Source organism: Streptacidiphilus sp. PB12-B1b, from assembly GCF_014084125.1.
Lineage (GTDB): Bacteria > Actinomycetota > Actinomycetes > Streptomycetales > Streptomycetaceae > Streptacidiphilus.
In genome coordinates this window covers 3,984,187-3,998,772 of the sequence record NZ_CP048405.1, presented here as the reverse complement: position 1 = coordinate 3,998,772, position 14,586 = coordinate 3,984,187, and the positions used below count along the sequence as shown (strand labels likewise).

At 72.2% G+C, this 14,586-nt stretch carries 16 protein-coding genes; 6 read left to right on the top strand and 10 right to left on the bottom strand.

All coding sequences use genetic code 11. From position 1 onward, the window contains the following. The first annotated feature begins 270 nt into the window (after positions 1–270). On the top strand, positions 271–861 hold the full coding sequence (locus GXW83_RS17900; protein ID WP_225447070.1) for a TIGR03086 family metal-binding protein: 591 nt from the start codon (positions 271–273) through the stop codon (positions 859–861). A 542-nt stretch (positions 862–1,403) separates the two neighbouring features. Here the strand turns inward: GXW83_RS17900 and GXW83_RS17895 are convergent. Together GXW83_RS17895 and GXW83_RS17890 are read right to left on the bottom strand one after the other, a co-directional pair. Then, the gene (locus GXW83_RS17895; RefSeq protein WP_225447069.1) at positions 1,404–3,737 is read right to left on the bottom strand and encodes an excinuclease ABC subunit UvrA; all 2,334 of its coding nucleotides are present in this window, start codon (positions 3,735–3,737) and stop codon (positions 1,404–1,406) included. 300 nt (positions 3,738–4,037) lie between these two features. Beyond that, on the bottom strand, positions 4,038–4,319 hold the full coding sequence (locus GXW83_RS17890; RefSeq protein ID WP_182444040.1) for a helix-turn-helix domain-containing protein: 282 nt from the start codon (positions 4,317–4,319) through the stop codon (positions 4,038–4,040). A gap of 62 nt (positions 4,320–4,381) precedes the next feature. On the opposite strand from GXW83_RS17890, the gene map reads away from it, so the two are divergent. Beyond that, positions 4,382–5,149, top strand: a complete 768-nt coding sequence (gene map / locus GXW83_RS17885) for a type I methionyl aminopeptidase (RefSeq protein WP_182444039.1) — start codon at positions 4,382–4,384, stop codon at positions 5,147–5,149. A 55-nt stretch (positions 5,150–5,204) separates the two neighbouring features. On the opposite strand, the gene GXW83_RS17880 is transcribed toward map, so the two are convergent. The 6 genes from GXW83_RS17880 to GXW83_RS17855 all read right to left on the bottom strand — a co-directional run bounded on the left by GXW83_RS17880 (position 5,205) and on the right by GXW83_RS17855 (position 11,128). Continuing rightward, entirely contained in the window at positions 5,205–5,876 is a 672-nt protein-coding gene (locus GXW83_RS17880; protein WP_182444038.1) for an enoyl-CoA hydratase-related protein, read from the bottom strand. 126 nt (positions 5,877–6,002) lie between these two features. Then, positions 6,003–6,671, bottom strand: coding sequence for a Type 1 glutamine amidotransferase-like domain-containing protein (locus tag GXW83_RS17875; protein ID WP_182444037.1), 669 nt, complete (start codon positions 6,669–6,671; stop codon positions 6,003–6,005). 214 nt (positions 6,672–6,885) lie between these two features. Beyond that, positions 6,886–7,272, bottom strand: a complete 387-nt coding sequence (locus GXW83_RS17870; RefSeq protein WP_182444036.1) for a hypothetical protein — start codon at positions 7,270–7,272, stop codon at positions 6,886–6,888. A 158-nt stretch (positions 7,273–7,430) separates the two neighbouring features. Continuing rightward, complete coding sequence (locus GXW83_RS17865; protein WP_182444035.1) at positions 7,431–7,586, bottom strand: hypothetical protein; 156 nt, start codon at positions 7,584–7,586, stop codon at positions 7,431–7,433. A 511-nt stretch (positions 7,587–8,097) separates the two neighbouring features. Continuing rightward, a complete protein-coding gene (locus tag GXW83_RS17860; protein WP_182444034.1) occupies positions 8,098–9,279 on the bottom strand; it encodes a transposase in 1,182 nt (393 codons plus the stop codon). Between the two features lie 1,255 nt (positions 9,280–10,534). Beyond that, the gene (locus GXW83_RS17855) at positions 10,535–11,128 is read right to left on the bottom strand and encodes a nuclear transport factor 2 family protein (RefSeq protein ID WP_182444033.1); all 594 of its coding nucleotides are present in this window, start codon (positions 11,126–11,128) and stop codon (positions 10,535–10,537) included. Between the two features lie 86 nt (positions 11,129–11,214). Here GXW83_RS17855 and GXW83_RS17850 point away from each other — a divergent pair, with 86 nt between their 5' ends. Further along, entirely contained in the window at positions 11,215–12,093 is an 879-nt protein-coding gene (locus GXW83_RS17850) for a LysR family transcriptional regulator (RefSeq protein ID WP_182444032.1), read from the top strand. A 104-nt stretch (positions 12,094–12,197) separates the two neighbouring features. Here the strand turns inward: GXW83_RS17850 and GXW83_RS34180 are convergent, their stop codons facing one another. Continuing rightward, entirely contained in the window at positions 12,198–12,443 is a 246-nt protein-coding gene (locus GXW83_RS34180; protein ID WP_225447068.1) for a peptidoglycan-binding protein, read from the bottom strand. Positions 12,444–12,748: 305 nt separating this feature from the next. On the opposite strand from GXW83_RS34180, the gene GXW83_RS34175 reads away from it, so the two are divergent. The 3 genes from GXW83_RS34175 to GXW83_RS17835 are packed head-to-tail and all read left to right on the top strand — an operon-like array spanning position 12,749 to position 13,694. Beyond that, on the top strand, positions 12,749–13,009 hold the full coding sequence (locus GXW83_RS34175; protein WP_225447067.1) for a peptidoglycan-binding domain-containing protein: 261 nt from the start codon (positions 12,749–12,751) through the stop codon (positions 13,007–13,009). Further along, on the top strand, positions 12,931–13,518 hold the full coding sequence (locus GXW83_RS17840; RefSeq protein ID WP_370466880.1) for a peptidoglycan-binding protein: 588 nt from the start codon (positions 12,931–12,933) through the stop codon (positions 13,516–13,518). Before GXW83_RS34175 ends, GXW83_RS17840 begins: the two co-directional genes overlap by 79 nt. Beyond that, positions 13,404–13,694, top strand: a complete 291-nt coding sequence (locus GXW83_RS17835; protein WP_370466879.1) for a DUF2690 domain-containing protein — start codon at positions 13,404–13,406, stop codon at positions 13,692–13,694. The genes GXW83_RS17840 and GXW83_RS17835 overlap by 115 nt, the downstream gene beginning before the upstream one ends. A gap of 40 nt (positions 13,695–13,734) precedes the next feature. On the opposite strand, the gene GXW83_RS35075 is transcribed toward GXW83_RS17835, so the two are convergent. After that, on the bottom strand, positions 13,735–14,475 hold the full coding sequence (locus GXW83_RS35075) for a helix-turn-helix domain-containing protein (RefSeq protein ID WP_304940963.1): 741 nt from the start codon (positions 14,473–14,475) through the stop codon (positions 13,735–13,737). Positions 14,476–14,586: the final 111 nt, after the last annotated feature.

Sequence of the window (14,586 nt, the reverse complement as noted above, 5' to 3'; positions counted from 1 at the left end):
TGCCACGGCACCTGCACGGGCCTATCTCGGGTCTACACCGCGCCGGTTCCCCAACGGAGTTGGTCGCCGTGCGGGGCGTCGGATTGGGCGTCCGCGTGGTGGTGATCTGCGGCGGGACATGGCCAACATGTTCTGGCGGCAGCCGGGTTGGCCGGGCTGGGCTGCGGCGGCATCTACGATGTGATCGCGCCGGGCCGGCGGAGGTGTGATCGCCGAGTTCCGCGGGCTGGGCCGCGTTCTGCCCGCACCATCCGCGACCGAGGTGACCTTGTGACAGACATTCGCTCCCTGGACCGCCGCACGCTGGAGATCACCCAGGCCGTCGTGGGCCAGGTCCGCCCGGACCACCTGGACCGGCCCACGCCCTGCGCGGAGTGGACGGTGCGGCAGTTGCTCGCTCACATGACCGGCCAGAACTACGGCTTTGCCGCCGCCGCGGACGGTATCCACACCGACCGCTCCCACTGGGCCGACCGTGACCTGGGGTCCGATCCGGCCGCTGCTTTCCGCGCGTCGGCCACCCGCGTCACCGACGCCTTCGCCCGCGACGGCGTCCTGGACACCGACCTGTGGCTGCCCGAGGTCCGCGGCGGCCAGTCCTTCCCCGCCCGCACCGCCATCGGCTTCCACTTCGTGGACTACGTCGTTCACGGCTGGGACGTCGCCGCCGCGATCGCCGTCCCGGCCCCCTTCGACGAGGAACTCCTGCACGCTGTCCTGCCCTACGCGCTGGACGTCCCCGAGGGCGAGGTCCGGCTCCGGCCGGGCGCCGCCTTCAGCCCAGGCCTGGCCACCGACCGCACCGACCCGCTGGCGCGAGTCCTGGCCGTCCTGGGCCGCTCCCCGTCCTGGCCACACTGACCCGCCCCCGCTGCCCATCACCCCGGGTTGCCTTCGCGGCCCTCGCCGGCCGCGCTGCTGCGGCCGATCTGGGGCTGTACCCGGGGCGGCCGCGGCCGCGCGAGCCGGTACTGCCGCAGGCGACACCGCCGTCCGGGCCGCCGTCACTACCGCTACCGCAGCCGCCGCTGCCACGGCCGCCGCCGCGCGGGCCGGTACCGCAAGCCACGGCCGTCACAGCTGCCGCCACGGCCGCCGCGGCCGCCGACGGAGGCTGTGGGCGGCGACTGTGGGTGGAACGCGGACGTTTGGCTGATGACGAGTTCGCCACCCTGCTCACCTGCCCCGGCGCCGACCGACCGCCACCCCCTCGGCCCCGCCCCTGCGCCGACCCGCGTGTCTGCCGCCTGGGACCGCCCGGACCACCGCCCCCGCTACCACTGCCTCCGCAGCTGACGCGCCTGACCGTGCACCGGAATCCGGCGTCCCCCGGAGGCGCAAGCGTCCCCTCCGGAGCCGGAGGCGTCCCCCGGGCCGGGGGGATCGCGGTGCGCGGGGCTCGTCTATCGGGTAGCTGCGGCCAAGGCGCGTCCGGTGAGCGAGTCCGGGTCGCGCAGCAGTTCGGCCGGGGTGCCGGCGAAGACCAGGCGGCCGCCGTCCGTTCCGGCGCCGGGGCCGATGTCGATCACGTGGTCGGCCTGGGCGACGACGCGCAGGTTGTGCTCGACCACGACCAGGGTCGCGCCGGCGTCCACGAGTTCGGCGAAGAGTTGGTCGAGCCGTTCCACGTCGCCGGGGTGCAAGCCGGTCGTCGGCTCGTCCAGCACGATCCGCTCCTTGGCGAAGCCGGGGGAGCTGCTCAGGTGCCGGGCCAGCAGGAGGCGTTGCTTCTCGCCGCCGGAGAAGGTGTCGAGCGACTGCCCCACGGCGACGTAGCCGAGCCCGACGCGCTCCAGCCATCCCATGGTCGCCACGACGTCCGGGCGGTCCGGGAACAGAGCTGCCACCGGGCCCGCCGACATCCTCAGGACGTCCGCGATCGTGTGGCCTTCGAGCGTGGCCTCAAGGGCCGTGGGGTTGAAGCGCCTGCCTTCGCAGACGTCACAGGGCGTGGCGATGTCGTCCAGGAAGGCCAGCTCGGTGGTGACGCAGCCCTTGCCCTTGCACGCGGGACAGGCCCCCTTGGAGTTGAAGCTGAACCAGGCCGGCTCCAGCCCGCACGAGGCACTGAACGCCTCGCGCACACTGTCGGCGACCCCCAGGATGCTCAGCGACATCGACCGCACCCCGCCGCGCAGGGGATCCTGCCCGACCACGGTGAACTCGGGGTGCTGACGCGGGAGTTCGTCGGTGGCGAGCGAGCTCTTGCCGGAACCCGCGACGCCGGTGACCGCGGTGAGCACGCCGATCGGGACATCGACGTCGAAGCCGGTCAGGTTGTGCGCCGAAGCGTGCTCCACCCGCACCCAGGCACGCGGCTCGCGCACCGCCCGCCCCACCCGCAGCGGCGTGGAGAGCAGCCGTCCGGTGACCGTCTCGCTCTCCCGCAGGGCCTGCGGTGTGCCCTGGAACTGCACCAGTCCGCCCTGTGCCCCTGCCCCCGGACCCATGTCGATCACGTGGTCGGCGATGGCGATCACCTGCGGGTGGTGCTCCACCACCAGCACGGTGTTGCCCGCGTCGCGCAGGCGCAGCAGGAGCTGGTTCAGGCGCTGCACGTCCGCCGGGTGCAACCCGGTCGAGGGCTCGTCGAAGACGTAGGTGATGTCGGTCAGGGCGCTGCCCAGGTGCCGCACGATCTTCACCCGCTGCGCCTCGCCGCCCGACAGCGTCGAGGACTCGCGGTCCAGCGAAAGGTAGCCGAGCCCGACCGACAGCAGCGCGTCCAGCGTGCGGCGGATGCCGACGAGCGCCGGCTCCACCCGTGGGTCCTGCACCGTCTCCAGCAGCGCGCGCAGCCCGGCCACCGGCATGGCCGACCAGTCCACGATCGAACGCCCGTCGATGAGACTGGCCCGGGCTGCGGCATTCAGCCGCGCGCCCCCGCACGCCGGGCAGAGCCGGTGCGTCGTCAGCCGGTCCAGCTCCTCGCGCACCTGCGAGGAGATCTTGGCCGGGCGGTTCTTCACATACACGTCCCGCATCCGGGTGACGACGCCGTCGAAACGAGCGGTCTTGGGAAAACGCGGATCCGGGTCCGGCAGCTTCATCTGATCCGCATAGAGGAAAAGCCGCATCTCCTCGTCCGAGTAGTCCTTCAATGGCTTTTCCCGGTCGAACAGCCCGCAGTAGGCGAAGCGTTTCCAGCGGTAGACGCCGGGCCGGAACTGGCTGAACCGCACCGGCCCCTCGTTGATGTTTTTCCCCGGGTCGATCAGCTCCTCGACGTCGATGTCGACGACGCTGCCCAGCCCCTCGCATTCGGGGCACATGCCCGCCGGATCGTTGAAGGAGTACGCGGGCGAGTACCCGGCGCAGGGCTCGCCGATCCGCGAGAAAACGAGCCTGATCAGGGGCGCGAGGTCGGAGGCGGTCGAGACGGTCGACCGGGCGTTCCCGGTGAAGCGGCGCTGGTCGATGATGGCCGTGAACGTCAGGCCGCTCATCGACTGCACTTCGGGCGTCGGCATGTGCGGGAGCCGATTGCGCACGAATGAGGGATACGAATCGTTCACCAGCCGCTGCGCCTCCGCAGCGACCGTGTCGAGCACCAGGGAGGACTTTCCCGACCCGGAAATCCCGGTGACGACCGTCAGCGCCTTCTTCGGCATATCAACGCTGATATTGCGGAGATTGTTGGTGACTGCTCCGACGACCCGAATGACGGCTCCGTCTGCGGCGTGGGTGACCATGGCCGCCATCATAGATTTGGCCGCGCCGGAAAACGGCCGCCACACGCGCTGCGCCCCGGGCGCAGCGCACGCGGTTCCTTCCGCATGCGGCGATGGCCGCCGGCTGTACGGGCGTGAACAGGTGCGGGGCGCGCAGCGCTGGCAGGGAGCCGGGCGCTGACGGGGTGTCGCAGCTCGCCGTCCGACTCCCTGCGGGGGAGGGTGCCGCTGCGAAGACCGCCCCGACCCATGCTGCCCGTTCGCGCGGAGCCGGTGGCCGGGTGCTGTTGGGCGGCTCCGGTGGCTGCGTGGTCGAGGCCGAGGTTCCGGGGCCGGGACGTCCCGGCGTCCGGAGGGGTCGGGTGTCTACGCCGACATGGCCTGTCCACTGCTCTCGGCGTCGGCATCGGCTGCGCTGGCGGCGGCCAGGTCGTCCAACGACACGTCCAGCGCGCAGGCCAGGGCCGCCACGGTGAAGAAGGCCGGGGTGGGGGCGCGGCCGGTCTCGATCTTGCGGAGCGTCTCCGCGGACACTCCGGCCGCCGCCGCCACCTCCACCATGCTGCGGTCGCCGCGCGCCTGGCGGAGCAGGGCGCCGAAGCGCTCTCCGCGTTGCCGTTCTTGCGGGCTCAAAGGAACTCTCACCATACCCGTGATACTAATACCGGTATAAGTATTGGACGACAGTGCATCGCAGGGAGACGCGACCCATGGTGGAGATCAAGACCGACACGGCACTGGAGGCCATGCGGGAAGCCGGACGTGTCGTGGCGCACGCCCTCGCCGCCGCCCGCACGGCGGCGGCGGTGGGAGTCCGCCTGCGCGACCTCGACGAAGCCGCCCGTACCGTCCTGGCCAAGGCCGGGGCGCGCTCCCCGTTCCTGGGCTACCGGCCCTCCTTCGCCCCCACGCCCTTCCCTGCAGTGATCTGCGCTTCCGTCAACGACGCCGTCGTGCACGGCATCCCCGACGACTACCGGTTGCGCGACGGCGACCTGGTCAGCGTCGACTGCGGGGCCGAGCTCGAGGGCTGGACCGGCGACGCTGCGATCAGCTTCATCGTCGGCACCCCCCGCCCGGCCGACCTGGAGCTGATCGCTGCCACCCAACGGGCGCTGGACGCGGGCATCGCGGCGGCCACCGTGGGTCACCGCATCGGGGACATCTCCCACGCTGTCGGCACGGTGGCCCGCGAGGCCGCCTGCGGCATGCCCGCCGACTTCGGCGGCCACGGCATCGGCCGCCGGATGCACGAGGACCCCCACGTCCCCAACCACGGACGCCCGGGCCGCGGCTTCCCCCTGAGCCACGGCCTGACCCTGGCCATCGAGCCCATGCTCATGGCCGGAGGACGCAACGACTACCTCACCGACCCCGACGGGTGGACCCTGCGCACGACCGACGGCAGCCGCGCCGCCCACATCGAACACACCGTCGCCATCACCCACGACGGCCCCCGCATCCTCACCCTGCCCTGACCAGAGCCCCGGGCCGCGCGGGCGATCCGGGAGGTCCGGGCGATCGGCGGCGGGGCTAGGGGCGGTCGGCGGGCTCGTCGCGCAGGAGGGCCAGGACGTCCTGGTAGATGCCGCTCTTGATGGTGCCCAGGGTCGCGCTGGCCTTGGTGGCCAGCGGCGCGGCCAGCTCGTGGGCGGTTGTCAGCAGGGCGTCCTCGGTGGCGGTGGCGTCCACGATGCTGGCGGCCAAGGCGTCGACGCCGCCGTAGCGCCGGGCGGTGGTCATGGCGACGTGGGCGGTCTGCGGGGTGAGGCGGGCGCGGATCAGGGCGGACATGCCGGGGGTGAACGGGATGTGCAGGTCGACCTCGGGCAGGCAGAAGTAGCCCCGGTCGCCGCGCATGACGCGCAGGTCGTGGGCCAGGGCGAGCATCGCGCCGGCGGCGAAGCAGTGGCCCTGGATCGCCGCGACGCTGGGCACCGGCAGTGCCAGGAAGCGGGCCAGCAGTCGGTGGACCGAGGCGATGTACGGCTCGAGCTGTTCCGGGTGGGCGCCGAGCCACTCCAGGTCCAGTCCGTTGGACCAGAACTTGCCATCGGCCGTGGTGACCAGGGCCTTGGGCTCCTCGGCGGCCTCGACCTCGTCCAGCGCGGCATGGACCTGCGCGATCCAGTCGGGGTGGAAGCGGTTCTCGTCGCTTCCGAGATCGAGCAGGAAGACGTGCGATGACCGGGTGAGCTTGGGCATGGCGGATTCCCTGTTCCTCGTGGTGGGGGGAGACTTCCCCCAGGAAGTTACCCATTGGTAACTTGTGGCGCAAGGGGCCACCGTGCTGCACCGCCGGGAATGCCGATTGGTGCGCGGGGGTGGGGGCTAGGGGTGGAATCGCCAGCGGCCTTCGGAGATGACGTCGAGGGTGTCGCCGTTGATGCGCAGCGCCGTGTCGTCGTCGATGAAGTAGATCGGGAAGTCGGCCTGTGCGGCGATGTGGTCGGCCCAGGTGTCGTCCCGGTCGGGGAAGTTTGGTGAGTCCAGGTGTGGCTTGAGGTACCAGTCGAAGAGGCCGAAGGGCGGTTGCAGTGTGGTGGCGCCCAGGGTGTGCAGGTCGGCGGTGTCGCCCAGGATGTCGGCGGAGTGTTCGTTCAGGTGCCGGCTGAAGATCATGGATCCGGCGCTCACCCCGACGTAGACCCGGTCCTCGAGCAGTTCCAGGATGTCTTTGGCCAAGTCGTTGTTGGTGATGCTGCGGGCCAGGTGGTAGTGGCTGCCGCCTTCGACGTAGAGGACGTCGGCGTGGCGCAGTCGGTCCAGCACCATGTGCCGGGGCAGGCCGTTGAGTTCCAGGACGTCGAACTCGCGCCAGCCCAGGGCGTGCAGCTGGGTCAGGCCCTGGACCAGGTAGCTGTGGTCTCCGGGCTCGGCGACGGCCGCGGTGGGGATGTAGACGATGTTCGCCTGGGCGAAGGGCCGGCCCAGCAGGTCCAGCAGTGCCTGACGCAGGGTCTGGTTGCTCAGGCCGCTGGAGGTCAGCAGAAGCTTCATTCGGTGTCTCCCGGGAGGTCCCGGCCGCGAGGCCGGTGAGGAACAGGGCGCGCGGCGGTTGGGCGGGCCGGGCCGGGGATGTGACAGGCTGCCGCCCCGACGCTTCCGCCCGCCCGGGCCGGTGCCTGGGCGGGGGGTGTAGTGATCGGGTGTCACCGGGGGAGTATGGCAGCCGGGTCGGACAGTCGGCCGAACAGCGGCCGATCGGGGATGGTCAGTGGGTGGGTGTGCGCTGGTGAGGGCTGCGGACGATCAGGGACAAAGAGCCCTCGGCCAGGTAGGGGTGGTCGGGGGTGTGGTTCAGGCGCAGTGGTTCGCTGTCGGGGGTGGTGGCTGCGGCGCGTAGGTGGTCGGCGAGCGCCGCGCGGGCGGGGGCGTCGCCGCTGATCACCGCGAGGCGTTGTCGGGCGTCCAGGTCGATCCGCACGCCGGGGCCGTCGGTGCTGAGGACGTCGATGCCGACCAGGGCGTTGTCGTCCGGTGCGGGGGCGGACCTGATGAACCCGGCGCCTTGGGCCACCGTGGTCGCCAGCCGGTCCAGTTCCTCTGCCGAGGCGGCGAGGTCCACCCCGCCGTGATCGGGGTCGGCAACGAGTCGCACGGACGGTGCTCCTTCAGGAGGGTCGGGCCTCCCATCATGCCCGCGGACCCGTGGCCCGCGTGCCCGAACGCCTGTTACGCGAGGAGATTGACGCCTTCCCGCAACCGGGGCGGGCGGCTCAGGTGTGTCAGGGGCCGGGGTTGGGCTGCCCGGGCCGGTCAGCGGGTCTTCGGCCGCTTGCCGTGGCGCACGGTGGCCGCCGGGCCGGCCCGGCGCGGGGCCGCGGCGCGGGTGGAGGCGGTGTCCGCCCCGATGCCGGTCCGGTGGGCCAGCTTGGTGGGGCGGCTCACCGGGTCGGCCCGGTGGTGCTGCACCGGGCCTCCGCCGCTCCCAGCGCGCGGACGTGGGCGTGTCCCGGCAGGGACACTGCCGGCCCCGGGGTTCGGACCTGGTTGGCCGTGCCGTGAACGGAGGTGCGCGCCGGGTGGCGCAGCACCAGCCGCTCGCTGTGGGCGGCGCGAACGGGAAAGCACGGTTCTGGGCACCACCAGTGGCCCGGTGCACCCGTACGCCCGATACACCCCCGTACACCCGGTGTGCCCGCCGGGCCAGGGCGTCCTGACGGCCCGGCGGGTCCAGTGGGATCTGGGTGGGTCCGGCGGCGGGGAGGGCGGGCGGCGGCTGGGACGTGGAGTCGGCTGTCGGCGTGGCCGGTGTTCTTGTGCGGGTCCTCGAACAGTGGGCCGCCCTGGTGCGGGGCAGCTGCCCCCCGGGGGAGGGCGCGAGCGGGGCGGCCCGGCGGTGGGCGGCCCGCCGGTGTGCGGGGCGGGGCCGGGCGGGGTGTGCGGCGGCTCAGGGCGGCGGGGCCCCAGGAGGGCGGCGGGGTCAGGGCAGCGGGGGCCCTGGGGTGGTGGGGGAGTGGTGCAGGCGGTGGAAGGTGTAGGCGGCGCAGACCATGGTTGTGTGGTGGTGCCAGCCCGGGTAGGAGCGGCCTTCGAAGTCCTGCAGGCCGAAGTCCTGTTCCATGTCGGCCAGTGCCGCGCGGGTGGTGGACAGGTGGTCCAGCAGGCGCAGTACCGTGGCCGGGCCTGCGCCGCGCAGGCTGGTGAGCCAGTAGCCGCCGGCGTGCGGTCCGGTGGCCGGGCCCAGGGCCCACAGTCGGTATGCGGGGGTGCTGCCGCCGTCGGCGGCGGGCAGGCGGACCATCGTGCTGCGGGTGACCGAACCCGGCGGGCGCAGCGCCGGGGCCGGTCCCACCAGGTCCTCGGCCCGGGTGCCGCCCCGGACGGTACGGGGGCGCTCGGGGGCCCCGGCGGCGGTGCGTACGGGCAGGGGGGTGGCGGTGCGCGCTGGGCTGGGCAGTACCAGCTGGCCCGGCCTTATGGCGATCAGGAAGTCGATACCGGCGGCGGTCAGTTCGCCTGCCAATGCGGCTGGCTCGCCCGCGCAGCCCAGATCAGCCACCAGGGGCGCGGCGGGCAGGAGTTGGCCCAGGCGCCGGGCCATGTCCGGTACCAGCGCGGAGGCCGGTCCGGGTGCGATCGAGGCGGGCAGCCGGGCCCGGGTGCGCCGTTCGGGCTCCTGGCACCAGTCGTGGTTGAGCACCAGCCGCCAGTCGACGGGCACGGCATGGCGGTCTGCGGACAGGAACAATCCGGCGGCCGCCTGGCACTTGAGGGTCCGTCCGGCCTCGGGGACGAAGCGCCGGTGGACCCCGACCGCGTGGTCGCCGCGCTTGGGGGTGATCGCGGTGGTGGCGACCCAGGCCCGGACCGGGGCGGCCTCGGCGACGGCCTGGGCCAGTTCGCGGCGGGCCGGACGCCAGTCCCAGGGGCTGGAGTTGACGAACTGCTGCAGGCACTGGGAGGCGGTCGGCGAGTCGCAGACGGCTCTGGCCATGCTCTGCAGCGACTTGCGGCCCGGGGTGGTGAGCAGGCCGCGCAGATAGGACTGCGCCCAGTGGCGCTGGTCGGCGCGCGGCAGATGGCTGAAGACGCGGTCGGTGAAGCGGTCGAGCGGTACCTGGGCAACGGCCGGCGGGTGCGGGGGCGCGAGCGGCGCGGGCATGGCTGTGACCTCTCCGAATGGCTCACACGGCGGCGGACACCGGAAGAATACAGAATCTTCTCTATGTTTTGGGAGGGGTTCGGCTGTTCCGGCGGCTCCGGTTACGCCCGGGCGCCTCCGCCTGCGGCCCTCCGGGCGGGGGTGCGTCCCGTTGCACCGTCATGGGCGCCGGTCTTTGCGCAGCTCAGGGCCGCGTGTGTCCCAAAAAGCCGGAATCTCGACGGCCGTACTGGCGGTGGCGGCCCCGATCGGGCAGCCTCAATCCCCGGGGGAGATCAGTAGGCCCGCGAGGACAGGGGCAGCCCACGAGGAGGAGCATGACCAGCACGAGGCGAGCCGCCGCCACAGCTCTCGCCCCGGCTCGGGTTGTGGTCGGGGTGCCGGGGATCGTCCGGGCGATGGGGGCTTCGGCGTCTGCTGTGTCCGGGAGGCCGTCGGCCCGCACGCTCGGCGGTCCTGCGTGCGGCGGTGCTGGGGACGGGTCGTGCGGCCCGCAGACCTTGCGCGTCGTCAAGGGGTTCCGGGAGCAGGGCCGACTGCGGCGGGGCGGCCGGACCGGTCCGCCGGTCGGGACCGCCCTTCGGGCCCGGGCCGGGGGCTTGATCGGCCGCGTCCAGGCCGGCGGCGGACCAGTCCGGGCGCCCTGGGACGTTTCGCCCATCCCCTGCTGCCTGGTCCTGTCGGCCACCGGCTGACCGACCCCGCCGGGGCCTGCCGGGACTGCAGGGCCGTGCCTGTTGGAGCGGCTGCCCGCCGGGCCGCGACCGCGACGCCGAGCGGATCGCACTGTCCCCGCCCCGCCGGTCTGGGGCGGCCGACCCTTGCGCTCGCGGGCAGTACCAGCGAACCGCTCCACCAGGTGCCCCGGCCCCCCTCTTTCGCGTGCAGGTGGGAGGCATCCACGCCTCCTGTCTCGCACCCGGTCACTGGGAGCAGGGCTTCTCATCCTTCAGCGCCGGCAACGCCCCGGATGACAGGACTGAGCAGGTCTCCGCCGGGGGCGGTCGGTAGCGGGGTGGAGGTAGACAGGGACGCACAGCTCGGCGGCGGTGTTCAGGATCGGGTCGAAGCGCTCTGCGGAGGGTAACCCGTCGTCGGTGCGGCCGTGGACGAGGGGGTCGACGAAGCCCAGTTCCCTTACCGTGCGCCGGAGTTCGCCCGGGGCTGCACCCACAGGCTGCTGCGAGGCGGTCGGCGACCTCGCGGACCAGCTTGTCCGGTGCCTATCGATGATTCTCGTTGGTCGCGGTAGCTGTCACTTGTCCGACTGCCCGGCCAGCCAGGCGAAGGCGGACGCCTTGATGTTGCGCTCCAGCTCACTGCCCTTGGTGGCGAAGACCCGGCCCACCGGGAAGCCGCTGGCCTCCAGCAGGTAGGCCAGGGCGGCGTACTCCCGCGGATAGCGGGCGACCGTCTCCGCGTCGATGTCGACGATCCCGGCCGGGAAGGTGAACGTGCCGAAGTCGTAGATGCTCTTGCGGTCACTGATACGCCACACCCCCTCCCGCTTCTCCAGGCGGTCGATGAACCGGTTGTGGCCGTTGCAGCCCAGGCGCAGGTCGACGTTCTCGCCGATGATGACGGCATTGGTCTCGCTGACAGCACGAGTTCCGTCGGCGGAGAAGGTCACCACCGGCGCGGTGATCAGGTGCTTGGTGCGGAGGGCGGAGGCCCCCATTCGGGCGGAGGCGTCAACGAAATCGTATGCCGACCCCTCGAACCAGGTGATCTCGATCCGGCCGTCGGGGTGGAAGAGTCCCTTGAGCCGGTCCCACTCGCCCAGGTCGCGGTGGATCCATCCGGTCATGAGGTCGGCAATGTCCAGTCGGTCCTGAAGCGTCGCGTTCATGCGTCCAGTGTTCGCCGACAAGAGCGATAGGTCCAACCGAAAGATACGATGGACCAATCGGTTGGAACGATGGACAGGGGCGGACGATGGAGCTTCGGCACCTGCGCTACTTCGTCGCCGTCGCCGACGAAGGGCACTTCGGTCGGGCCTCCGCCCTGCTGCATGTCACCCAGTCCACCCTCAGCGCCCAGGTGCAGGCCCTGGAACGGGAGGTCGGCGGGCGCCTGTTCACCCGCACCAGCCGACGCGTCGAGCTGACCGAGGCCGGTGAACTACTGCTTCCCGAGGCCCGCCGCGCCCTGGCCCAGGCCGGACGGGCCCTGCAGGTGGCCCGCGAGTCGGTGCGCGGCGAGACGGGGGCAGTACGGATCGGCTTCTCCGGCGTCGCCGTCCTCCAGGGCGTCCTGTCCGAGGACCTGCACGCCTTCGGCCAGGCGCACCCCCGGGTCGGCCTCACCCTGACCGAACTCCCGCCCGCAGCCCAGATCCAGCAGGTGCGCGACGGCGCACTCGACCTCGGCTACTGCCCTGACCTGGGCCTCGGCAACACCGACGGACTGCGCGTGACACGCCGGGCGCCCACCCCGCTGTCTGTCGTCCTACGGTCCGACCACGAACTGGCGTCCGCCTCCGCAGTGACCATCGCCGCTCTGACCGCCCACGACCTCATCGTCTTTGCGAACAGCGAGGAGGACGAGACTGTCCTGTCCCGGCTCTGGCCCGCCCTGGAGGAGGACCGCTCCCGGGTCCGCCTGGTCGGCAGCACCCTCGGCGTCCTCGCCCTCGTCCTGGCCGGCGCGGGCATTGCCATCGCCCCCACTGCCACCGAGCGCATCGCCCTGCCCGGGCTCTCCTACCGACCCCTGCATGGAGCGCCGCCGGGTCCGGACCTGCTGCTCATCGGTCGGCACGAGGAGACATCGGGAGCAGTCCGCGCCTACCTGGCCCTCGACCGCCTGTGGTGACCGGGGGGCTTTCGGCGCAGTAGGTAGACGCACGATTCTTGACGTTCTGTCAGATCGCTTTGCCCGGTGGCAGAAGAGGCACGGCCGTCCGGCCGAACTGACCGTTACCACTCCGAGAGAATGTAGCCGTAGCAGTAGGCGCTCGTGCTGTGGCCGTTGCCGGTGTAATAGGGGTTCCCCTCCTCCAGGATCGCCTCGCCGGTCTGAGGGCCGACGATCCCGTCGGCCTGTAGGTTGTGCAGTCCCATGACGGTGACGTCGGTTTGGAAGGCGCGCGCTGCCGACTCGGTCTGCGGGCCCCAACTGCCGTCCTCCGAGAGTGGGGATGGGCGCTTGGATGTAGTACCCATGTGCTGCGGCGTGTTGCGAGAAGTAGTTGATGCTGTCCTGGAGGCACCACACGGCGGTGGGTGTTGTCGGGGTAGCCATCGCCGATCGTCGAGGCGGTGGTGGAGGCGTGGGCTGTTCCGCTGACCGCGAGCAAAGCGGTCCCGGATGTCACGATGGCCCGTGCTGCGCCGACGAGCTTCCTGTTGATCTTCCGGTGGCGTACTCGCCGTTGTAGCCGTGTTGCCGTCCTCTGTGATCACCGGGATCTGGTACTTCATCTCCGGACCCACGAATTGAGGGTCAGATCAGCGGTTATGTCACCGAGTTGCAGGAGTTGCTGAACAGCCATGGCGCCAGTCTGGGTGTCGACGGCGACTTCGGCCCTGGCACGCTGTCAGCGGTGGAGAGCTACCAGTCCGGTGCCGGGTTGGCCGTGGACGGCATCGTCGGCCCCAACACCAAAGCCGCGCTGACCGCCACCGGCGGCACTGTCCCGCCGCCGTCTCGATCACCTCATCCTCGTGTCCGACCGATATCGAGCAGGGCCAGATCAGCGGCTGCGTCACCGAACTCGAGCAGCTGCTGAACCAGAATGGCGCGCATCTCTCCATGGAAAGCGACTTCGGGCCGCTGACGTTCGCGGCGGTGGAGAACTACCAGGGCTCCCACGGTCTCTCCGTGGACGGCATCGTCGGTCCCGACACCAAGGCCGCGCTGACCGGATCGGCGACGTCCAGCAACCCCGCTCCGCCGAGCGCGGGGATCATGCAGTCGATCGTCTCCTATGCCACCGCAATCGAGAACGGCCACGCAGAGAAGGGCTGGAGCGGTGGACACATCCCCTACGGCTGGGACGGCGGCCACGGCGCCGCCCCTGGCCCGAGCCCGGCGAACTGCAATGCCGCCGGCGGTGACAACGACTGCTGGGTGGCCACACAGAACGGCACGATCGGCCGCAACGGCCAAACCAGCCGCAGACCCTGCTGCACCTGCAGACCCCGGAGCAGACCGGCCTGGAGTTCCGCTACAGCCCGCTGTGCCATGCCGCCTGGGCCCGGGTCTGGAACAGCCGCCTGGGGGACGTGCTCACGCTGACCGTCCCGGGGCAGCCCGTCCAGCGCGTCGTGCTGAAGGACCCGGACACCCTGGACGCGTTCGTCTACACGCCGCTGGTGGCCCTGTCCGGTGGGACCACGTCGAGGGCCTGCTTGGCGGCCGCGTCGGGCAGGCCCGAGTGCTACACCGCGCCGCCGGCGCCGCCGCCGTCGTGACCGGGCCCGCCCGGGGCGTCGGCGGCCGGGGCCGTGTGCCTCACTCGACCGCAGTCGCGTCGGCGCCCGCCGCCACGGCCGTCCAGAACCAGGCCAGGTGGTGCCGCGCCGCCCCGGCCCGCGGCGCACCCTGGACGCCCGGGGTGTGTGCCTCGTGCGGGCCGGGGCGGTCCGCCTCCTCACGCAGCGCCGACTCCGCGCCGACCACCAGGTAGCGCACCAGCGAGGCCAGGGCGCCCGCCTGGCCTCCCGCCGCCCGCGCCCCGCCCCCGCGCGGCGCGCGGACGGGCGTGCGCGTCCCGGCGCTGCCGTGAGCGAGCGGGGCGTGCGCGAGCTGCAGAACCGGTACCGGGCCGATGACGGGGTCGATGCCGAGGTCCGTGTGCGGCAGGCAGTGTTCCAGGACCGGCAGCCATGCGGCGTACCAGTCCGCACCGGTGTCGGGGCGCTCCCGGCTGAGCCGCGCAGCCGCGCGCACAACGGGCTCGCGCTCCAGCAGACCGACCAGGGCGTCAGTGAGTCCCGCCGCTGTACGCAGCCCCGGCGCCGCCTGCCGGTAGCCGCGCAGCACACCGCCGGTTGCCCGGCAGCCGGAGGCCTGGACGGCGTCGGCCAGGTCGGCCTTGGCGGGGAAGTGGAAGGTCAGCGCCCCCATGGTGACGCCCGCGCTCTTGCACACCCGCGACAGCGAGGTGCCGTGGTAGCCGTTGCGGTCGAATTCCGCCGCCGCCGCGCCCAGCAGCGCCTCACGCGTCTGCTCTGCCCGCTCCTGCCTGACCACAGCGCCTCCTGCTCCCTGGGGAATGCCGCCGAGGGATGGGGGCGGCCCTCCGCGGAAGGTGATCGCGCAGGCGGCCGGGCCCGCCTGCCCTGGCCGCAGCGGGCCGTGGCG